Source organism: Halorubrum ezzemoulense DSM 17463 (assembly GCF_002114285.1).
Taxonomy (GTDB): Archaea; Halobacteriota; Halobacteria; order Halobacteriales; family Haloferacaceae; genus Halorubrum; species Halorubrum ezzemoulense.
On the sequence record NZ_NEDJ01000008.1, the window covers coordinates 56,500 to 76,967 of the forward strand.

The 20,468-nt window shown below is 71.1% G+C and carries 20 protein-coding genes; 13 read left to right on the forward strand and 7 right to left on the reverse strand.

Annotated elements, in window-relative coordinates:
• The first annotated feature begins 59 nt into the window (after positions 1 to 59).
• Entirely contained in the window at positions 60 to 482 is a 423-nt protein-coding gene (locus tag B9H04_RS04205) for a hypothetical protein (RefSeq protein WP_049931583.1), read from the forward strand.
• On the opposite strand, the gene B9H04_RS04210 is transcribed toward B9H04_RS04205, so the two are convergent.
• A complete protein-coding gene (locus B9H04_RS04210) occupies positions 442 to 669 on the reverse strand; it encodes a hypothetical protein (RefSeq protein ID WP_233125152.1) in 228 nt (75 codons plus the stop codon). The genes B9H04_RS04205 and B9H04_RS04210 overlap by 41 nt on opposite strands.
• Positions 670 to 760: 91 nt before the next feature.
• Between B9H04_RS04210 and B9H04_RS04215 the strand changes: the two genes are divergently transcribed.
• The 3 genes from B9H04_RS04215 to B9H04_RS04225 all read left to right on the forward strand — a co-directional run bounded on the left by B9H04_RS04215 (position 761) and on the right by B9H04_RS04225 (position 4,405).
• On the forward strand, positions 761 to 1,747 hold the full coding sequence (locus tag B9H04_RS04215; protein ID WP_049931582.1) for an aldo/keto reductase: 987 nt from the start codon (positions 761 to 763) through the stop codon (positions 1,745 to 1,747).
• A 151-nt stretch (positions 1,748 to 1,898) separates the two neighbouring features.
• Positions 1,899 to 3,440 (forward strand): lipopolysaccharide biosynthesis protein, encoded by a 1,542-nt coding sequence (locus B9H04_RS04220; RefSeq protein WP_249025092.1) that lies wholly within the window; start codon positions 1,899 to 1,901, stop codon positions 3,438 to 3,440.
• 56 nt (positions 3,441 to 3,496) lie between these two features.
• Positions 3,497 to 4,405, forward strand: coding sequence for a M14 family metallopeptidase (locus tag B9H04_RS04225; protein ID WP_049931580.1), 909 nt, complete (start codon positions 3,497 to 3,499; stop codon positions 4,403 to 4,405).
• A gap of 29 nt (positions 4,406 to 4,434) precedes the next feature.
• Here B9H04_RS04225 and B9H04_RS04230 read toward each other — a convergent pair whose 3' ends face one another.
• From B9H04_RS04230 to pan2, 3 genes are all read right to left on the reverse strand, one after another.
• Entirely contained in the window at positions 4,435 to 4,812 is a 378-nt protein-coding gene (locus B9H04_RS04230; protein WP_006628157.1) for a DUF5811 family protein, read from the reverse strand.
• 91 nt (positions 4,813 to 4,903) lie between these two features.
• Positions 4,904 to 5,449: a pyruvoyl-dependent arginine decarboxylase gene (locus B9H04_RS04235; RefSeq protein ID WP_049931579.1), complete on the reverse strand. Its 546-nt coding sequence runs from the start codon at positions 5,447 to 5,449 to the stop codon at positions 4,904 to 4,906.
• 438 nt (positions 5,450 to 5,887) lie between these two features.
• On the reverse strand, positions 5,888 to 7,111 hold the full coding sequence (pan2, locus tag B9H04_RS04240) for a proteasome-activating nucleotidase Pan2 (protein ID WP_049931578.1): 1,224 nt from the start codon (positions 7,109 to 7,111) through the stop codon (positions 5,888 to 5,890).
• A gap of 260 nt (positions 7,112 to 7,371) precedes the next feature.
• Between pan2 and B9H04_RS04245 the strand changes: the two genes are divergently transcribed.
• Positions 7,372 to 7,929 carry a response regulator gene (locus B9H04_RS04245; RefSeq protein WP_085682475.1) on the forward strand — a complete coding sequence of 186 codons (558 nt, stop codon included), beginning with the start codon at positions 7,372 to 7,374 and terminating at the stop codon, positions 7,927 to 7,929.
• A gap of 113 nt (positions 7,930 to 8,042) precedes the next feature.
• Here the strand turns inward: B9H04_RS04245 and B9H04_RS04250 are convergent, their stop codons facing one another.
• On the reverse strand, positions 8,043 to 8,327 hold the full coding sequence (locus tag B9H04_RS04250; protein WP_049931576.1) for an amphi-Trp domain-containing protein: 285 nt from the start codon (positions 8,325 to 8,327) through the stop codon (positions 8,043 to 8,045).
• Between the two features lie 111 nt (positions 8,328 to 8,438).
• Here B9H04_RS04250 and B9H04_RS04255 point away from each other — a divergent pair, with 111 nt between their 5' ends.
• On the forward strand, positions 8,439 to 8,831 hold the full coding sequence (locus tag B9H04_RS04255) for a hypothetical protein (protein ID WP_049931575.1): 393 nt from the start codon (positions 8,439 to 8,441) through the stop codon (positions 8,829 to 8,831).
• 39 nt (positions 8,832 to 8,870) lie between these two features.
• Here B9H04_RS04255 and B9H04_RS04260 read toward each other — a convergent pair whose 3' ends face one another.
• Positions 8,871 to 9,950 (reverse strand): aminopeptidase, encoded by a 1,080-nt coding sequence (locus tag B9H04_RS04260; protein WP_049931574.1) that lies wholly within the window; start codon positions 9,948 to 9,950, stop codon positions 8,871 to 8,873.
• A 160-nt stretch (positions 9,951 to 10,110) separates the two neighbouring features.
• Between B9H04_RS04260 and B9H04_RS04265 the strand changes: the two genes are divergently transcribed.
• Positions 10,111 to 11,097, forward strand: a complete 987-nt coding sequence (locus B9H04_RS04265; RefSeq protein WP_049931573.1) for a M48 family metallopeptidase — start codon at positions 10,111 to 10,113, stop codon at positions 11,095 to 11,097.
• Positions 11,098 to 11,252: 155 nt separating this feature from the next.
• On the opposite strand, the gene B9H04_RS04270 is transcribed toward B9H04_RS04265, so the two are convergent.
• The gene (locus B9H04_RS04270) at positions 11,253 to 12,560 is read right to left on the reverse strand and encodes an acetamidase/formamidase family protein (RefSeq protein WP_049931572.1); all 1,308 of its coding nucleotides are present in this window, start codon (positions 12,558 to 12,560) and stop codon (positions 11,253 to 11,255) included.
• A gap of 341 nt (positions 12,561 to 12,901) precedes the next feature.
• Between B9H04_RS04270 and nadA the strand changes: the two genes are divergently transcribed.
• The 6 genes from nadA to B9H04_RS04300 all read left to right on the forward strand — a co-directional run bounded on the left by nadA (position 12,902) and on the right by B9H04_RS04300 (position 20,320).
• On the forward strand, positions 12,902 to 14,032 hold the full coding sequence (nadA, locus tag B9H04_RS04275) for a quinolinate synthase NadA (protein ID WP_049931571.1): 1,131 nt from the start codon (positions 12,902 to 12,904) through the stop codon (positions 14,030 to 14,032).
• 1 nt (position 14,033) lies between these two features.
• Entirely contained in the window at positions 14,034 to 15,581 is a 1,548-nt protein-coding gene (locus tag B9H04_RS04280; protein WP_049931570.1) for an L-aspartate oxidase, read from the forward strand.
• The gene (nadC, locus tag B9H04_RS04285; RefSeq protein WP_085682476.1) at positions 15,581 to 16,405 is read left to right on the forward strand and encodes a carboxylating nicotinate-nucleotide diphosphorylase; all 825 of its coding nucleotides are present in this window, start codon (positions 15,581 to 15,583) and stop codon (positions 16,403 to 16,405) included. The genes B9H04_RS04280 and nadC overlap by 1 nt, the downstream gene beginning before the upstream one ends.
• A 109-nt stretch (positions 16,406 to 16,514) precedes the next feature.
• Positions 16,515 to 17,468, forward strand: coding sequence for an HFX_2341 family transcriptional regulator (locus B9H04_RS04290; protein ID WP_049931568.1), 954 nt, complete (start codon positions 16,515 to 16,517; stop codon positions 17,466 to 17,468).
• A 122-nt stretch (positions 17,469 to 17,590) separates the two neighbouring features.
• Positions 17,591 to 19,114 carry a 2,3-bisphosphoglycerate-independent phosphoglycerate mutase gene (gene gpmI / locus B9H04_RS04295; RefSeq protein ID WP_085682477.1) on the forward strand — a complete coding sequence of 508 codons (1,524 nt, stop codon included), beginning with the start codon at positions 17,591 to 17,593 and terminating at the stop codon, positions 19,112 to 19,114.
• Between the two features lie 63 nt (positions 19,115 to 19,177).
• Positions 19,178 to 20,320: a thiolase family protein gene (locus B9H04_RS04300; protein ID WP_049931566.1), complete on the forward strand. Its 1,143-nt coding sequence runs from the start codon at positions 19,178 to 19,180 to the stop codon at positions 20,318 to 20,320.
• Positions 20,321 to 20,468 lie beyond the last annotated feature (148 nt).

Sequence of the window (20,468 nt, forward strand, 5' to 3'; positions counted from 1 at the left end):
GTGAGACGGGCCCGCAAACCGCCGATATCTTCATCTCAGACGCGGCGGGCAATCCGGTTATGCCGTCGCCACGCGAGGCGATCCGGGAGCACGGCTGGACGGTCGAACACGTCTCCCACGAGAGGATCGCGAAGTACAACGCCTGTTACCGCGTCGAACTCGACGGGGAGCTGATCTACCCGCCAGCGGCCGACGACCTAGGCATCCCGAGGAACGAGGTCTGGATCTCCGAGAAGTGGTCGAGGTACGACCGGTTCATCCTGTATCATGAGCTCAGAGAGATCCTCCACCGGGCGAACGGCCACGACAAGTCCACGGCGCATCGGCTCGCCGAACGCGACGAACTGTCGCTGTGGCGGGACAACCCCCGCTGGCGGGTGATGAACGCCGAGTGGGACCAGGGACGGGCGCACCTCCCGTTCCCGCACGAGGGAGGCGGCCTCAGTCGGCGGACCGCCGCAGCAACAGCGCGATCCCGGTGAGCGACACCGACATGCCGAACAGGATCACGCCGAGGTAGCCGACCGCGATCGACCCGATGTCCTGAATGTGCGAGTGGTACTCGTCGGTCACGTGCGCGTACAGCAGGAGGGTGCCGACCGCGCTGAGCAGGAGACCGACCGCGTTCACTACCAGCCCGAGCTTCGCCATGTCACTCGTGTCGTCCACGCTCCAGGTAAAAGTGAGCGGTGGAATGGAACGTCGCGGCCTCGCCGCCTCCGGAACGCCCTTGCCCCCGCCGCGATCAGTAGCGGACAGTATGAACCACCGCGAACTCGGCGATGTCGGCGAGGTCAGCGAGGTCGGCTACGGCGCGTGGGAGATCGGGAGCGACTGGGGCGAGGTCACGGAGGACGAGGCGGTCGCGGCGGTCGAGACTGCGCGCGACGCCGGGATCGACTTCTTCGACACCGCCGACGTGTACGGCGACGGTCGCTCTGAGCGGATCCTCGGCGAGACGCTCGCCGACGAGATCGCGGCCGGCGACGTGACCGTCGCGACCAAGGCCGGTCGCCGACTCGACCCCCACGAGCCCGACGGGTACACGGAGGCGAACCTCCGCCGGTTCGTCGACCGCTCGCGGGAGAACCTCGGCGTCGAGACGCTTGACTTGGTCCAACTCCACTGCCCGCCGACGGACGTGTACTACCGGCCGGAGACGTTCGACGCGCTCGCGACGCTCGAATCCGAAGGTCGGATCGACGCCTACGGCGTCAGCGTCGAGCGCGTCGAGGAGGGGCTGAAGGCGATCGAGTATCCCGGCGTCGAGAGCGTCCAGATCATCTTCAACCCGTTCCGGCAGCGGCCCGCGGAGCTGTTCCTCGACGAGGCCGCCGCGCGCGACGTGGGCGTGATCTGCCGGGTGCCCCTCGCCTCGGGGCTGCTGACGGGCACGCTCTCCCGCGACGACGAGTTCCCCGAGGACGACCACCGGAACTACAACCGCGACGGCGACGCCTTCGACGTGGGCGAGACGTTCGCCGGCGTCCCCTTCGAGGCGGGCCTCGACGCGGCCGACGCGCTCGACGAGCGCCTGCCGGACGACCGGCCGCTCTCGGAGTTCGCGCTGCGCTGGATCCTCGACCACGACGCCGTCTCGACCGCGATCCCGGGCTCGACGACCCCCGAGCACATCCGGGCGAACGCGGCCGCGAGCGTGGCCGCCGCGCTCTCCGACGCCGAGCGCGAGGCCGCGGCGGCGGTGTACGACGAACACGTGCGCGAACACGTCCACCAGCGCTGGTAGGTCGCGGCCGCGGGACCGCGAGTCCGGTCGGGCCGGCCGCGAAACGCGTCCCTTTTTTTGCGCGACCGCGACCGGATCGGCAGAGACGACCGTGGAGAGCGAACGCGAGGCGGCGGCGACCGAGCCCGACGACGAGCGCGAGCGCGGCGAGATCCCCGACGACGAGCGCGAGCGCGGCGAGATCCCCGACGACGAGCGCGAGGCGTTAGAGACGATCGCGCACGGCGCCGTGCTCACCTCCGGCGGGGTCGCCGGCCAGCGCGCGCTGATCGCGGCGGCCGAGTTCGCGCTGACCCGCGGGCTCGGCCCGACCGCCTACGGCGTGTACGCGCTGGCGTGGCGGATCGCTCAGCTCTGCTCCCGGCTCGTGACGTTCGGCAGCGTCCCCGCGATCCAGCGGTACCTCCCGGAGTACGCGGACGACGCGGGCCGGCAGGGCGCCGTCGCCGGTCTCGCGTACGCGACGACGATCGGGTTCGGGGTCGCGATCGCGGTCGGCGTCTGGCTCGCGGCGCCGGAGATAAACGCCCGCACCGTCACCGAGCCGGCGTTCACGGGAACGATGCGCGCGTTCGGCGGCCTCGTCGGGCTGCTCGGGGTCGTGATGGTCGCGTCCGCGCTCTTCCGCGCGGTGGGGTCCGCCCGCGGCGAGGTCCTGTTCAACAAGCTGTTGCGCCCGGGCGTCCGGCTGGTCGGCGCCGTCGGCGCGCTCACGCTCGGCTACTCGGTCGTCGGCGTCGCCGGCGCCATCGTCGCCGCGACGGGACTGCTGGCCGCGGCCGCCGTCCCCCTCTTGGCGTCCGTCACCGGTGTTCGCCCGACGCTCCGCGGTGCTCGCGCGGAGGCGCGCCGCTTCTACGACCACGCCGCGCCCGTCGCGATGAGCAGCCTCGGGAAGGTGTTCCAGAACCGCGTCGACGTGCTGCTCGTCGGCGCGCTGCTGACGGCGACCGCGGCGGGCGTGTACAACGTCGTCCTCGTGGTGATCGCGGTCGCGTGGATCCCGCTCTTATCTTTCACCCAACTGCTCCCGCCGGTCGCCTCGGAGCTGTACGCGGACGACCGGACGGCGACGCTCAACGAGGTGTACGGCTCCGTCACGCGGCAGATCGTCACAGCCGTCGTCCCGATACTCGCCGCGCTCGTGGTGTACGGCCGGGAGATACTCGGCCTGTTCGGCGAGGCGTACGTCGCCGGGTACCTCCCGCTCGTCGTCTACCTCGGCGGCGTCTTCGTCGGGAGCGCGGTCGGCGCGACCGGTTGGCTGCTGATGATGACGGACCGCCAGTACGCGCGGATGGCGCTCGACTGGCTGCTCGCGGTCCTCAACGTCGGCCTGACGTACGCGTTCGTCGTCCGCTACGGGCTCGTCGGCGCCGCGCTCGGCACGTCGCTCGCCATCGCGGTCCAGAACGGGATCCAGGTCGTCCTCCTCCGCCGCTTCGAGGGGCTGTGGCCGTTCGACCGGACGTTCCTCACCCCGCTCGCGGCCGGCGGCGTCGCGGCCGCCGCGATGTTCGCGGTCCGGGCGCTGCTGACCGGTCTCCCGGCGGTCCTCGCGGGGAGCGTGATCGGGCTCGCGGCGTACGCGGCCGCGCTCCGACTCCTCGGCGTGGACCCCCGCGACCGGTTCGTCGCGCGGCGGCTGGCGCGCCGGTACCGCGCCGCGATCGCGGAGCGGTTCGACCGCTGAGGATCCCCGCGCGCGGATCGCGACGATTTATTGGCCGACCGCGTCGTACCCACGGTATGCAAACGATCGACCGCGGGTCGGCGGGGTCGGCCCGCGTCGCGATCGTCGGCGGGATCCACGGCGACGAGCCCGCCGGCGTCCGGATAGTGGAGCGGCTCGCCGAGGAACTCCCACCCCTCGACCCGAACGACGACCGCGTGGAGTCCGACGGACTCGTCCGGCTGATACTCGCCAACGAACCGGCGATCGCGGCCGAGACGCGCTACACGGACGCGGACCTGAACCGGGCCTTCCCGGGCGACGCCGACAGCGACGAGTACGAGCGGGCGCTGGCGCCGCGGCTCGCCGCCGAGTTGGAGGAGTTCGACGCCGTGCTCGCGCTCCACACCTCCCACAGCGCCCCGCCGCCGTTCGCCATCTTCAGCGACCTCACGGAGTCCGTCCGCCGCACCGTCACCGGGCTCCCGGTCGACCACGTCGTCGACGCGAGCGGCCTGCGGTCGACGACGCTCGACTCCACGATCCCGCACACCGTCTCGATCGAGGTGGGCCGACAGGGGAGCGAGGCGGCCGTCGAGTTCGGCCACGAGGCGTGTCGAGCGTTCCTCCGCGTTCACGGCGCGATCGCGGACGAGCCGCCGACGTTCTCGGAGACGGTCGTGGTGAAAGGCGACGAGGAGGTGCCGAAGGGCGGCGGCGAGCCGCGCGTCCACTTCGCGAACTTCGAGGCGATCCCGGAGGGCGCCGTGTTCGCGGAGGACGACGTGTACACCCACCGCGTCGAGGAGCCGGGGCTGGTCCCGATCCTCGCGAGCGAGGAGGGGTACGACGACATCTTCGGCATGTACGGCCGCGTCACGGGCGCGTTGAGGCCGCCGGGCGAGGGCGACCTGCGGGTGTACCCGCGCGACGACTCGGAGGGCACGGGAGAAAGCGACGGAGCGCGGAACGGCGCGGACCGGTAAGAACGGTCGGACTGCGTGTTAGCCGGAGCTCACTTCGCGGTCGGCGTGATGTCGCCGACCGCGTCCATCACCTGAACCGCCGCGCTGGCGGCGAGGCCGCGGGCGACCTCGTCGGTGTCGGACTCGGCGATGCCGGCGTCCAAGTCCTCCGGGTCGGGGGTGAAGCCGGCCGAGACGGGGTGGCCGGCCGGGGGGTTGACGGCGACCGTCGCCTGCGGACCGTTCGCGCCGACGGACAGCTCGGAGCCGACGGCGTAGCTGTCGGGCAGATACGATTCCGTGCGCGATACGATTCCGGCGACCGCGCGCCGGAGCTGCCGTTCCTGGTCCGGAGAGAGGTCGACGGCCGCGGGCGAGCCCGCGTCCGTCACACCCGGTGCCCCGGCGTACGGGTTGTTGCCGTTCATTCGAAGACACGACAAGTATGCGGAGCCGAGTCAAAAAGGCGTCGGCGGCGGCGACCGCGGTTTCGACCCGACGCCGGACCGCTCGCGCCGGCTACAGGATGGGCTCGGACTCGCCGTACGCCGCGACCACGACCGCGGTCGCGTACCGGTCCGGCTCGGCGGCGACCGTCTCGACGCGCGTCTCGCGGTCCGGGAGGTCCCAGTCGCGGAGGTCGCCCCCGGCGTCGAGCCCCGCGTGGATCCGGTCGCGGACGCCCTCGGGATCTTCCCCCGTCACCTCGTAGAAGAGTCCCGGTCCCGGGCCGGTCGCCCAGCCCAGCCCCGCGACCGCGTCGGGATGTCGGCGGGGCGCGCGCTTCGACTCGGCGCCCTCGGCGCCCGCGCGACCGCCCTCGCGGAAGTCGACCTCGTCCCCGGGACCGATCGTCCGGCGCGCCTCGACGACCGTGAGCCGGTTTCCAGCGGGACCCAGATCCGGCGCCTCCGACACCGCTTCGACGGTCGCCTCGGCGGGGACGACCGAGGAGACCGCCACGAGGTTGTAGTTGTGGAGGTTCGCGTCCGCGAGCGCGGCGTCGTAGGAGGCCATCGCCGTGTCGGCGACGCCGACGCCGCCGGCGACGTGGATGGTGTTCATTACCGGCGAATCGGCGGCGAGCGCGGTAAGGGGTTACGAACCCGCCCGCCGGCGCGGAGAGCATCACACTCATAAAAAGGCGGTGGCGCGTGCCTGCGGGCGGCCGGTAGGCCGCGAGCAGCACGCGCGAGGGAGTCGCGAGCGCAGCGAGCGACGAGGTTGGGGAGGCGTGAGGTGCGGTGCTGCGCGGTGCGGGCGGGACTCAAAGGGGCAGCCGTGAGGCGGGCGCACGCTCGTTGCGCCCCTCGCTCGTTGCGCTCCGCTCACTCGCTGCGGTGCTTACATCGCCTGCGCCCGCCTCACGGCTGGGGCTTTGGCGGTGGTCGCCGCCGATCCACAGTCAACTATTTATAAACGAACCGCTGGAATTTCAGCCGAAGAAACGGGCACAACAGCACCTCGCAAAAACCGAACTTCAATCACGTAGTCGCAGTCGCCTCAGTACTGGTAGTTGATGACCTGCTCGTCCTCTGTATCCGCGTCCTGAAGCTTATCGCGGGCCTGCTCGAAGTCCGCCTGCGTCACCTCGGTGCGGCCGTCGCGAATGGCAAACATCCCGGCCTCGGTCGCCAGCGAGGCGATGTCCGCGCCGCTGTACCCGTCGAGGTCGCGGGCGACGACGCCGAGATCGACGCCGTCGGCGACGTTCATGTCCGCGGTGTGGATTTCGAGGATGCGCTCGCGGCCCTCCGGACCGGGCTCGGGCACCTCGATGAGGCGGTCGAAACGGCCGGGACGCAGGATCGCCTCGTCGAGCATGTCGAAGCGGTTGGTCGCGGCCATGATCCGGACCTCGCCGCGGTCGTCGAAGCCGTCCATCTCGGAGAGCAGCTGCATCATCGTGCGCTGGACCTCGGCGTCGCCCGAGGTCTTCGAGTCCGTCCGCTTGGCGGCGACCGCGTCGATCTCGTCGATGAAGATGACGGCGGGCTCGCGCTCGGCGGCGAGCTCGAAGAGGTCGCGGACGAGCCGCGCGCCCTCGCCGATGAACTTCCGGACGAGCTCGGAGCCGGCCATCTTGATGAACGTCGCGTCGGACTCGTTGGCGACCGCCTTCGCGAGCATCGTCTTCCCGGTGCCCGGCGGGCCGTGGAGCAGGACGCCGCTCGGGGGTTCGACGCCCACCGTCTCGAACTGCTCGGGGTTCTCGAGGGGGTCCTCGACGGCCTCGCGAACCTCCCGGATCTGGTCGTCGATGCCGCCGATGTCGGCGTACTCGACCTCCGGGGACTCGGTGACCTCCATCGCCTGCGCCCGGGAGTCGGTCTCGTCGTCGAGCACCTGCTGGACCGCGAACGAGTCGTTGATCGCGACGCGGTCGCCGGGACGGAGGTCCTCGTCGAGCCGCGTCGCGGCCTGCGTGAGGACCTCCTGGTTGTTGCCGTGCTGTTTGATCACGACGCCGTCGTCGGTGATCTCTTCGACGGAGGCGATGTACAGCGAGGAGGTCTTCAGGACCTCGTTCTCGCGTTTCAGCTGCTCGACGTCGTCCTTCAGCTCGCCGCGGCGCCCTTCTGCGTCGGCGAGCCGATCTTCCAGTTCATCGTTCACCTGAACGATCCGCCGGTAGTGCTGGCGGATCGCCTCCAGCCGCTCCGCGTCGCTCATCTCGGGGTCGAGCTCCAACCGCGGGCGGTCGGGGAGTGACGGGCTGTGAGACATTCGTTATCCGGAATAGGATGCGGGCGTAAATGTGCCTTTGGGTCACGGAGAGACCGTTGGATCGGCGAGACGAGCGCGACCGCCGGGCCCCCGGAGCGGGGATGAACGCCCTCAGCCTCCTGCGGTATCAAATACGATAATTAGGAGTCAACGTTTTAGACGGAGGTGAGATAACATCCGCTCATGGACGCACGAACGGCGGGTAGACGCGCCGGTCCGGCGCTCGCGAACCGCGAGGGACGGACCGGGAGGTCCCGCCAATGACGGGCGATCCGGACGCGACCGTCCTCGCGGTCGACGACGAGCCGGACCTCGCGGAACTGTATCGGGTGTACCTCGACCCGTCCTACGACGTTCGGATCGCGACCGGCGGCGAGGAGGCGCTCGACGCGATGGACGACGCGGTCGACGTGGTCCTCCTAGACCGACGGATGCCCGACATGTCGGGCCATGAGGTGTTAGACGCGATCCGCGACGAGGGGTACGACGCCCGCGTGGCGATGCTGACCGCCGTCGAGCCGGACGTCGACATCGTCGAGATGCCGTTCGACGACTACAAGACGAAGCCGGTGACCAAGGAGGACTTGGTCACGCTCGTCGAGGTGCTGCTCCACCGCGCCGCGTTCGACGAGCGCAGCCAGGAGTTCTTCGCGCTCGCCTCCAAGAAGGCGGCGCTGGAGGCCGCGGGCACGACGAACTCCGACGAGTACGAGGAGCTCCTCGACCGGATGGAGTCGGTCCGCGTCGAGGTCGACGACACGCTCGATCACCTCCCCGCACGCGACGCGTTCGTCGAGGTCCCCGGCGAAGTCCCGTAGCGCGACACGCGCGACGCGGTCGATATACGAACGGCGGGCGGTCGACGGCGAACGGGGGACTGCCGGGGCGAACGAGACGCGCCCTTCTCGTCGCCGACCCCGGAACAGTCCGACTACTCGATCTCTAGCTCACCGTCCGCGCTCTCCTCGCCGCCGTTCTCGTCCCACTCCAGCTCGAACTCGACGCTCAGCTCGCCCGGCCCTTCCGCGGCCCCCTCGCGCTCCGCCTTCACCTCGAAGGTCGGTCTCGCGGGCGGGTCCAGCGTCGTCGACTCCTCGCCGCGTCTGAGCGTGATCGCGCTCCCGTCGTCGAGCGAGTCCGCGACCGTCCGCAGGTACGCGGCAATCTCCTCGCGGCTCCGCCGGCTCTCGGACTCGAAGATGACTTCCTCGGGCATACCGGTCCGTCCGCGTCCTCGCGATATAAATGTCGCCGCGGTGTCCGCGGGAACGCGCGGGCGGCGGGACGCCCCGGACCGTTTTGTGCCACCCGCCCGAACGCTCACGCCATGTCCGTCCCCGACCCGCTCCGCAGGGCCGTCGCCGTCGTCGTCTACTGGACGGCGATCGCGCTCGGCGGGAGCGTTCTTCTCCCCGACCCGACCGGCCCGCTCGTCGCGCTCCCGGTCCTCGGCGGCGGCGCGGTCGTCGCGCACGCGGCACGCACGGACCGACTGGTCCCGCTCGGGTACGCCGTCGGAACGATGTGGCTCGCCGTGCTCGCGCTGTCGGTTGGCACCGGCGTCGTCGACGTGTTTGGGACGCCTGAGGGGGAGATCGCGCCGCTCGCCGACTACCCGGTCCCCGCCGCGCTCGGCACCGTCGGGCTGTTCGGCGTTCTCCTCGTCGCGTACGCGGCGTTCGGTCGCCGGAGCGCGGAGCGAGCCGCCGAGTCGGCGTGAGCGGCGCGCGCGGCGACGGCGCTCGATACGCCGGCCGCCTCAGAACCCGTCCTCGAAGACGAACGTCCCGTTCCGCTGGACGACCTCGCCGTCGACCTCGATAACCGAGTCCTCGCTCATGTCGACGATCATGTCGACGTGTTCGGCGGACTCGTTGACCGCGTTCTCCTCGCCGACCGTCTCCGGGTAAGCCGACCCGACCGCCATGTGGACCGTGTCGCCCATCTTCTCGTCGAACAGCATGTTGTAGGTGAACCGGTCGATCTGGCGGTTCATCCCGATGCCGAGCTCGCCGAGGCGACGCGAGCCCTCGTCGGTGTCGAGGATGCCGGAGAGGAGATCCTCGTTGCGCTCGGCGGAGTGGGAGACGACCTCGCCGTCCTCGAACCGGAGCCGGACCCCGTCGATCTCGCGGCCGTAGCGGTAGAGGGGCAGGTCGAAGTGGACCTCGCCGTCGACGCCGTCGCGCGTCGGCGCGGTGAACACCTCGCCGCCGGGGAGGTTCGCCTCGCCGTAGTCGTTGAGCGTGGAGTTCCCCGACACGTCGAGCGTGAGGTCGGTCTCCTCGCCGGACACGATCCGAACCTCGTCCGCCTCGTCTAGGATCTCGACCATGTTCGACTGGAACTCGCGCTGTTCGTCCCAGTCGAGCGAGACGGCGTCCCACACGAAGTTCTCGTACGCCTCGGTGCTCATCCCGGCGAGCTGGGCGTGGCTCGCGGTCGGGTATTGCGTGAGACACCACGTCTTCGAGAGGCGGGTCCGCTTGACGTCCTCCATCGCGCGGTTGTACGCGGCGTTGGTCTCGGGGTCGATGTCGGCGTCCTCGGTGGCGTTCGCGCCGCCGCGCGCGATGACGAACACGTCGGCCTCCTCGTAGAGCGCCCGGCGGTGACTCGGCTCGGTGAACTCCTCCGAGGAGCGCTTGAAGGCGCGCTGGGCGCGCTTCGAGTAGTTGAGGTAGATCGGGTTCGCCCCGCGGTCGCCGCAGACCTCGTGGAGCGCGACGGCGAGGTCCTCGGCCTCCTTGGGCATCTGGATGACCACGTCGTCGCCCGACTCGATGCCGGTGGCGTGGTCGGCGATTATCTCGGCGTGCTCGCGGACGCGTGCGTCCATGACAGCCGGTTTCGCCGCCGGGGAATTACCGCTTTTCCTTCCGGCGTGGCGGATGGGTGAGGTCGGGACGCCGAGAGCGCGGGCGGCGAGCCGTCGCGACGCGGCGCCGGCGACCGCCCCGGCCGCAACGCGTTTGCCCCGCCGTCGCGTAGCTCCGGCCATGTCTCGGCTCGCGTTCCGCGCGGCCGCGGCGGTCGTCGGCGTCGCCCTGCTCGCCGTCTACCTGACCGCGGCGCTGTTCGTCGCCGACCTGCTGCGCGCGGTCTGGGCCGCCCGCCCCGACCTCCCGGTCCTCCTCGCGCTGCTGGCGGCCGCCGCGCTCGGGTCGGCGTACCTCAGCTACCGGCTCGGTACCGCGCAGATCCTCGCGAACCTGGAGGGGGACCGCGTCCCCCGGGAGCGGGCGCCGGACCTCCACCGCCGGGTCGACTCGCTCGCGGCGCGGATGGACGTCGCGCGCCCGAAGCTGTACGTCACCGACGCGCGCGCGCCGAACGCGTTCGCGGTCGGGGGTGGGGCGGACGGCGGCGCGCTGGTGATCGACCGGTCACTGTTCCGGCTGCTCGCCCCCCGCGAGATCGAGGCAATCTTCGCGCACGAGCTGGCGCACTTGGAGGGGAACGACGGCTTCGCGATCGCGATGGCCGACGGGATCGGGCGCTCGCTGGTCGGGATCGCCACCGTGGTGGCCCTCCCGGCGCTGCTCGCGCTGTCGGGGCTCGCCGCCGCGTCGGCGTGGATCCGCGGGCGACCGGGCGACCGGTCCGGCCCCTTCGCGCGGCTCCACCGGGCGCTCGCGGGCGCGCTGTTCGCCGGGTTCGTCCTCGCGACGCTCGTCGCTCGCTCGCGGTCGCGCAAGCGGGAGTTCGCGGCCGACGACCGCGCGGCCGAGGTGACCGGCGACCCGGTGGCGCTCGCGCGGGCGCTCCGCCGGATCGAGCGCGCGACCGATCCGACGTGGTCGTTCGCCCCGTTCTCGACGCACAAGCGGACCGACGGGGCGGCCGAGCGCTGGCTATCGACGCACCCGTCGACCGACGAGCGCGTCGAGCGCCTGCGAGAGAGGGCGGAGGCACAGGGGCCGACGCGCCGGATCCCGGCGGGGCCGTCGCGGACGACCGCCGGGCGCGGGCGGGCGCGGCGGTGAGAGGCGTGGGACACGAGGCCGGAGGATATTGCGGTGGTCGTCACCGCTCGGCCAGCAGTCACCTATCGGCGAGCGACCGGGGCTCTGCCGGTGCGTGCCGTCGGTCCGCCGGCAGCAATAGCGAGGCGATCGACCGCGGCGACGGACGCTCCGACTTACAGCCCGTACTGTTCGCGCGTCACGTCGCCGAGGCCGGACTCCTCCAGCACGTCCGCGGGCACGAGCATGTCGAGCTGGACGACGCCCGGCAGCCGGCCGATCTGGACGCCCCCAGTGAACGTACATCGGGCGCGGACCTCGCCCTCGCTCATGCCGAGCAGCGTCCCGGCGCGGTCGAAGGCGTTCTGCGTGGCGTCGTTGGCGGTCGCGCCCGAGCCGATCTCCTGTATCGGGGCGGCGTCGGTGTCGATGTCGACGCCGTGTTCGTCTCCGAGGTCGTCGCCCGCCTCGATCTCCTCGTCGCTGTAGGGCGCGCTGATGAAGGGGAGGTCCTCCTCGTTCGGCAGGAGGACGGGGCCGTCGAGGTCGACGTCCTCGATCACCTCCACGTCCATCGTGACGGTCCCGCTCACGTCGGTGGTATGGAGGGAGAGCTCGCCGTCACCCTGGTTCGCGTGGAGGTCGCCGACGTAGACCCCGCCGCCGTCGACGACGACGGGGCAGATCAGCGTGGCGCCCGCGCGGACCTCGGGCACGTCCATGTGGCCGTCGGTGCGCAGGTCGAGGTCGTCCTCTGTCTCGACGCCGTAGTCGTGGTCGGCGCCGATCAGGCTCTGCCCGAAGTCGCCGGCGTTGTGCGAGTCGGGCATGGTGACCGGCGGCGTGGTGCCGATGTTCCCGATGAACGGGCGGAGGCGACCCAGCGTTCCGGGCATCCCGTCCGGCTCGTACAGCAGGATCGGGTGTTGGCGGGCGTTCTCGGGAATGTCCATCACGCGCTCCGCGTCGGTCGCGAGCTCGTGGGCCCCGTCCTTGTCGAGGGTGATCCCGACCGCGTTCTCGTGGTCGAACGCGACGGTGTACCCGTACTCGAAGCCGAACGAGGAGGCGTTGGCGCCGCACTCCGCGCAGCGGATCGCGTCCTCGCCGGTGCCCTCGACGACGGAGTCGGGCCACGTCGTCCCGCACTTGGGACAGCGGTGGTCGACGAAGGGGTCGTCGCCGAACGCCTCGTCCCGCTCCGCCATCGAGCCCGTGCTGGTCGCCATGCTCGTCACCTCCACGTCGCGGATGTGGATCGCGACCGCGTCGCCGACCTCGGCGCCCTCGACGCGGATCGGGCGCGTCACCTCGTGGCCGCCGCGGAACGACGGCGTCACCATCGGCCCCCAACAGCCCGGCGGCGTGTACGTCGTCACCCGGCCGCCGTCGGCGACCGTCCCGGCCCACTCCTGGTCGGGCCCGACGAGGCCGAGCGTGTACTGGTCGACGTACAGTTCCTCTTTGACCTCTGTTTGCGCCATACCGTATAGTGGTACGGTATGACACGTCATAACCGTAAGGGAGGCGGCACTCGCGCGGCGAATCCCGAGGGCCGCGAATCCCGGGAATCATGAGGCGCGCTCGCTCGGCGGATCGCCCGCGGCGGGGAGCTCCTACCGCACTCGGGGTCTGTCGGGCTCGCGGCCCCCGGGGAGTGGTCACCGGCCCGCGCTCCCGAGATCGCTGGCGAGACCGCCCGAGCTGTTTGAAAATAGCGCACCTGAACGAACTCAAAGAGCTTGTAATCAGTCGAACAAGGTTATTGAAGACAAAATCTTTTCACTATACGAGTCTGTGAGAAAGCACGCGACGAAAATACACTATGACAGCAATGGAAACCGCTGAGTTCGATACCGAACTCAGTCTCTTCAAGTACGATAATCTCGAACAGCTTCCGCCTGAATACCGCGACTTCGACGAGGCCGAGCGAACGCGACGGATCGAGGGGGCGCTGGACGCGCTCGGCGACGACGTGGTAATCCTCGGCCACAACTACCAGCGACGCGAGATCGTCGAGCACGCGGACTTCGTCGGCGACTCCTACCAGCTGAGCAAGGAGGCCGCCGCGGCCGACGCGGAGTACGTCGTCTTCGGCGGGGTCACGTTCATGGCCGAGTCCGCCGACATCATCACCGACGACGACCAGACGGTCGTCCTCCCGAGCATGGAGGCGTCGTGCCCGATGGCGGGGATGGCCGAGGCGCTCCAGGTCGACGCGGCCTGGGCGGAGCTGACGGCCGCGACCGACGCGGACGTCGTACCGGTCACCTACATGAACAGCTACGCCGACCTCAAGGCGTTCTGCGCCGAACACGGCGGCTTGGTGTGTACCTCCTCGAACGCCCACCGCGCCTTCGAGTACGCCCTCGACGAGGGCGACAAAGTGCTGTTCCTCCCCGACAAGCACCTGGGGGAGAACACCGCCCACCGGCTCGGGCTCGAAGAGGAGATCGCCGAGTGGGACCCGTGGGACGCCGCCTCCGCCGACGCGGCGGCGGTCGTCGACAACGACGTGATCCTCTGGGACGGCTACTGTCAGGTTCACGAACGGTTCAGCCCGTCACACGTCGAGCAGGTCCGGGCGGACCACGAGGACGCGCGAGTCGTCGTCCACCCCGAGTGCCGCCGGGAGGTCGTCGAGGCGGCGGACGTGGTCGGCTCCACCGCGACGATCCGCGAGACCGTCGCCGAGGCCGACCCCGGCGAGACGTGGGCGATCGGCACCGAGGTCCACCTGACCCGCCACCTCCAGCGGTGGCACCCGGAGGTGAACGTCGTCCCGCTGTGCGGCGAGGCGTGTATGGACTGTAACGCGATGCGCCAGATCGACCCGAACTACCTCGCGTGGGTGCTCGAAGAGCTGGCCGCCGGGCGCGAGCGCAACGTCGTCGAGGTCGCGCCCGAGGAGAAGGAGCTCGCGCGCGTCGCGCTCGACCGCATGCTGGAGGTGTGAGATGACGGGCCACGAGACCGCCGACGTGCTGGTCGTCGGCTCGGGGATCGCCGGCCTGACGGCCGCGCTCGCCGCAGCGCGCGAGGGGCGCGAAGTGACGGTGGCGACGAAGGCCACGCGCCCCGCGGACGCCGCGTCGTGGTGGGCGCAGGGCGGGATCGCCGTCGCCCGCGACCGACCGGAGCGGTTCAAGCGCGACGTGCTGGCGGCCTCGGACGGGACGGCCGACCCGGACGCGGTCGACGTGCTCGTCGAGAACGCCGACGGCGCCGTCCGGGACGTGCTCGTCGACACGCTCGGCGTCGAGTTCGACCGCGAGGCGGGCGCCGACGCGTTCGACTACGGCCGCGAGGCCGCCCACAGCGAGGACCGGATCCTCCACGTGGGCGCGGCGACGGGCGAGCACGTCCACGTCCCGCTGTTGAACCACCTCGACGGACGCGACGGCGTCGAGGTCGTCGGCGACGCGGCCGCGCTGGAGTTGATCACGCGCGAGGGGCGGGTCCACGGGGCCGTCGTGGCGTCGGACGACGGTCGCGTCCCGATGTACGCGAACGCGACCGTGCTCGCGACCGGCGGAGTCGGCGACCTGTTCCCGCGCTCGACGAACCCGCGCGGCGCCACCGGCGACGGGGTCGCGATGGCCGCGCTCGCGGGCGCCGACGTGACCGACATGGAGTTCGTCCAGTTCCACCCGACGGCGTACGACGCGGGCCCGAACGAGGAGGGGTTCCTGGTCAGCGAGGCGGTCCGCGGTGAGGGCGCGCTACTGCGCAACGGCGACGGCGAGCGGTTCATGCCGGGGTACCACGACGACGCCGAACTCGCGCCGCGCGACGTGGTCTCGCGGGCCGTGGCCGCCGAGCGCGACGCCACGGGCGAGGTTCGCCTCGACGTGGGAGCGCTCGACTTCGCGGGCGCGTTCCCCGGGCTCGCCGAGAAGTGCGCCGACCGCGGCGTCGATCCCGACGAGGGGATCCCCGTCGCGCCCGCCGAACACTTCCTCTGCGGCGGCGTCGCCGTCGACGACCGCGGGCGGACGACCCTCGACCGGCTCTACGCTGTCGGCGAGTGCGCGCGGACCGGCGTCCACGGCGCGAACCGGCTCGCCTCCACGAGCCTCCTCGAAGGGCTCGTCTGGGGGCTCCGGGCGGGCGCCGACGCGGCCGAGACGGCAGGTTCCGATGGGGCGCCGGCGGACCCAGAGCGGGTCGCGCCCCCGGACCTACTGGACCGCGACCCCGACCTCCCGTCAGCGTTCGCCCGCGAGAAGTTCCGCCGACTCCGCCGAGTGATGGGAGAGCACGTCGGGATCGAGCGCGACCCCGCCGACCTCCGACGGGCGCTCGACGTCCTGCGGCGGCTCAAGGGCGAGGTCGACGCCTACGTCCGGACGCGGACCTCGCGCTCGCTGTACGAGCTCCGCAACGCGACCGTGACGGCGCTGTTGGTGACGCGACAGGCGCTGGCGAACGACGAGAGCGTCGGGACGCACTACGTCGCGGACGACGCCGAGCCCGCCGAACCCGGGCCGGCGGCCGACGACTGATGCTCACCGACGCCGACGTGGAGCGCTGGCTCCGCGAGGACGTGGGGCACCACGACGTGACGAACGACGTGCCGGGCGAGACGAGCGGCCGGCTCGTCGCGAACGAGTCCGGCGTCGCGGCCGGCGTCGACGCCGCGAGCGCCGTGTTCGACTACCTCGACGCGACCGGGACCGAGCGCGTCGCGGACGGGACCGCGGTCGAGCCCGGCGACGCGCTGCTGCGGGTCGCGGGACCGGCACAGGCGGTCCTCCGCGGCGAGCGCGTCGCCGTGAACGTCGCGGCACACGCCTCGGGAGTGGCGACGCGGACCGACGCCGCGGTCGCGGCCGCCCGCGAGGTCGACGACGACGTTCGGGTCGCGGCGACCCGCAAGACAACGCCCGGGCTCCGCGGCGTCGAGAAGCGCGCCGTCGCGGCCGCCGGCGGCGACACCCACCGCCTTGACCTCTCGCACATGGTCATGGTCAAGGACAACCACGTCGCGGAGCTGGGGCTGACGGAGGCGATCGAGCGCTTCCGCGAGCGCGCCTCCTTCGCGACGGGCGTCGAGGTCGAGGTCGAGGGCCCGGACGCCGCCGCGCGCGCCGCCGCGGCCGGCGCCGACGTCGTCCTACTCGACAACATGGCGCCCCCGGAGACGACGGCGGCGGCTGAGCGCGTGGCCGCCGCGGACGGAGACGCGCTGACCGAAGCGTCGGGCGGGATCACGGTCGAGACCGTCCCGGACTACGCCGCGACCGGGGTGGACGTGATCTCGATGGGCGGGCTCACCCACTCCGCGCCGGCGCTCGACCTGTCGTTCCGGACGGGAAGCGACGGGTAGCTCGCCGGCGGCGAGACGGGCGCCGGCGGCGAGGTCGGCTCCGTTCGCGACCGCTCGCGTCGCGGAGTGATCTGGTGGTTTTTATGAATCCCACACCCACGGTCAGGGTATGCAGACCCACGTCGTGCCCGTCGGGTTCGACTACGACCGGATGATCGCCCCCCTCATCCGGGACCAGTTCGACGTCGACCGGGTGATCCTCTTGGAGGGGACGGTCGGCAGCGAGGCCAACGTCGAGTACTCGCGCAACATCGCGCGCAAACTGGAACAGGACTTCCAGAACCTGCTCGGCGCGGAGACGGTCCGCGAGCAGTTGGACGACGTGTACGACTACGACGCCGCCTTCGAGCGCGCCTTCGACCTGATCAACGCTGAACTCGATCGCGAGGAGGGAGTCGACGAGTCCGACGAGCGCGAGGTGTGGGTGAACCTCTGTTCGATGCCCCGGCCCGTCTCCTTCGCGTTCGCGACCGCGGCCCACTCGATAATGGTCGAGCGGCAGGCGGACCGCGACCGCATCCACACCTACTACACCGCCCCCGAGAAGTACCTCGAAACCGAGTTGGCGGAGGAACTCCGCGCGACCCGCGACCTCCTGCGCGACCTCGACCAGGGGAGCGACGCCGACGCGCTCGCGGACGCGGGCGTCGATCCCGACCGCGTCGCCGATCGGCTCGCGAGCACCACGGACCTCCTCGCGGAGTTCGACGAGCGCGGCACCACCATCGGCGCGAAGCGGATCGGCGACCGCCACGTGATCGAGCTGCCGGTCGCCTCCTTCCAGAACGTCAAGCCGTTCGAGGAGCTGGTGCTGTTCACGCTCGGCGAGCACGGCGAGTTCGAGTCCGTCTCCGAGCTGGCGGAGACGCTCGCGGCCGAGCTCAACGAGGAGTACACGGACTCGTTCCGCTCGAAGGTGATCTACAACGTCGACCGGCTCGGTCCCGGCGGGAAGGGGTACATCGAACGCGAGGAGCACGGGAAGTCCTACCGGACGAGCCTCTCGCGGATCGGGGAGCTGTGGGTCCGCTCGCACGCCGACGAGGATCGGGACGTGGCGTGAACAGCTGGGACATGAGGTAAACGCTCGGGACGCGGAGCGAACGACCGGGACGTGACGCGAGCGGCGGCGAGCGAGATGCCGCCCATCGAAGGGTAGTTACCCTCCGGGCGGCACGCTGCGGTATGGAGACGGCCCTCGTTATCCTCGACGGCTGGGGGCTCGGCGACCACGACCGCCGCGACGCCGTGAAGGCGGCCGACACGCCGACGTTCGACGCGGCGACGGAGCGCGGGGCCGACGGCCGCCTCGTGGTTCACGGGCGGCGCGTTGGGCTCCCGGAGGGACAGATGGGCAACTCCGAGGTCGGCCACCTCAACATCGGCGCGGGGCGGGTGGTCAAGCAGGCGTACACCCGGATCACGGACGCGCTGGAGGAGGGGTCGCTCTCGGACAACGACGCGGTCGCGGCCGCGCTCGACCACGCGGACTCGACCGGCGGCCGCGTCCACTTCATGGGGCTCGTCTCCGACGGCGGCGTCCACTCGGACGTGGAACACCTGCTCGCGCTGATCGACGCCGCGGCCGACGCGGGCGTGCCCGCCACGAGCCACGCGTTCACCGATGGCCGCGACACGGCCCCGGAGATCGCCGACGAGTTCCTCGCCGACGTGACCGCGAAGGCCGACGAGCGCGGCACCGGTCACGTCGCGACCGTGACGGGGCGCTACCACGCGATGGACCGCGACGAGAACTGGGGGCGGACGAAGAAGGCGTACGACGCCATCGTCGGTCGCGAGGCCCCGAACGAGGCCGAGAGCGCGGTTGCGGCCGCCCGCGAGGCACACGCCCGCGGGGAGACGGACGAGTTTGTCGAGCCGACGCACGTCGCCGACGAGCCCGCCCTCGCCGACGGCGACGCGGTGATATTCTTCAACTTCCGCGCCGACCGCGCCCGACAGCTGGTCCGGATGCTGACCGACACGCGGCCCGAGTGGGAGTTCGACCTCGGCCAGCCCGAGGTCCGCATGACGACGATGACCGAGTACGACGAGACGTTTGAGTTCCCGGTGGCGTTCCCGCCGGAGATCCCCGCGAACACGATCGGCGAGGTCGTCGCGGACGCCGGCGGCACGCAGCTCCGGATCGCGGAGTCGGAGAAGTACCCTCACGTCACCTACTTCCTCAACGGCGGCCGAGAGGTGGAGTTCCCGGGCGAGATCCGGACGATCGTCGAGAGCCCGGACGTGCCGACGTACGATCAGCAGCCGGAGATGTCCGCGCCCGAGGTGACCGACGAGGCCGTCGAGACCATCGCGTCGGACGACCCCGACCTGCTTGTGTTGAACTACGCGAACCCCGACATGGTTGGCCACACCGGCGACTTCGAGGCGGCCGTCGAGGCGGTCGAGGCCGTCGACGCCCAGCTCGACCGCCTGCTCTCCGCGATCGCCGCCGCCGGCGCGCACGCGGTCGTCACCGCGGACCACGGCAACCCCGACGACATGGGTACCGCGGACGACCCCCACACCGCCCACACGTACAACCCGGTCCCGTTCGTCTACCTGACGCCCGACGGCGACGACGGCGCGAAGCGGGTCCGCGAGGGCGGGTCGCTGTGCGACATCGCCCCGACGCTGCTCGACCTGATGGAGCGCGACCGCCCCGATGAGATGACCGGCGAGAGCCTGCTGGAGCGTAAACGATAAACTTCGGATCGATTCTCGCTCGTTCCACGGCGTTTTAATACGTCGTCGGGCCTGTGATCGTTCATGACAGACGAGACCACGCCCGTGATCGCGGCCGCCTACCGAACACCGCAGGGGAAAGACGGCGGCGTCTACGAGGACGTCCGCAGCGAGGACCTCTCGACGACGCTCATCGACCATGCGCTCGACGAGACGGGGCTGACGAGCGACCACGTCGACGACCTGATGTGGGGGGTCGCACAGCAGCGCACCGAGCAGGACAACAACGTCGCGCGCGTCATCGCCCTCCTCTCGGAGCTGGGTGAGTCGGTGCCCGCCACCTCGATCAACCGCTGGTGCGCCTCCTCGATGCAGGCGATCATCTCGGCGTCGGACGCCATCGCCGCCGGGAACCGCGAGTGTATCATCGCGGGCGGGGTCGAGAACATGAGCCGCGTCCCGATGGACGGCGACTCCTACGAACACCTCCACCCGGAGCTGTCTGAACAGTACAACATCTTCCAGCTCCAGATGGGGATGACCGCAGAGAAGGTCGCCGAGGAGTACGAGGTGAGCCGCGAGGCCCAAGACGAGTACGCCGCCCGTAGCCACCAGCGCGCCGCCGAGGCGACCGAGTCGGGCCGCTTCGACGACGAGATCGTCCCCGTCGAGACGGACGACGGGCTCGTCGAGGCGGACGAGGGGATCCGCCCGGACACGACCGCCGAGAAGCTCGCCGACCTGCCGCCCGCCTTCACCGGCGACGGCAGCGTCACCGCGGGGAACTCCTCGCAGATCTCTGACGGCGCGTCGCTGACCGTCGTCACGAGCAGGGCGTTCGCGGAGGAGCACGGGCTCGACGTGCTCGCCGAGGTCGGCACGAACGCGGTCGCCGGCGTCGACCCCACCGTGATGGGGATCGGCCCGGTGCCGGCCACCCGGAGCCTGCTCGACCGCGCGGGCACGGACATCGACGACTACGACCTCGTCGAACTCAACGAGGCGTTCGCCTCCCAGTGCGAGTACTCGCGGCGCGAGCTCGGCATCGACGAGGACCAGTACAACGTCAACGGCGGGGCCATCGCCCTCGGCCACCCGCTCGGCGCCTCGGGCGCGCGCCTCCCCGTGACGCTGCTCCACGAGATGCAAAAACAGGACGCCGACCGCGGGCTCGCGACGCTCTGCGTCGGCTTCGGGCAGGGCGCCGCGATCGAGTTCCTGCGATAGGCGACGCAGACCTCGAAAATCTTCTGCGGTGGCGCGTGCCGACGAGCGGCCGTCATCGGCGGCCGCGAGACAGCACCGCGCGAGGGAGTCAGGCGCCGGAGCGAAGCGGAGGCGACTGACGAGGCTGGGGAGGCGCGAGGTGCGGGGC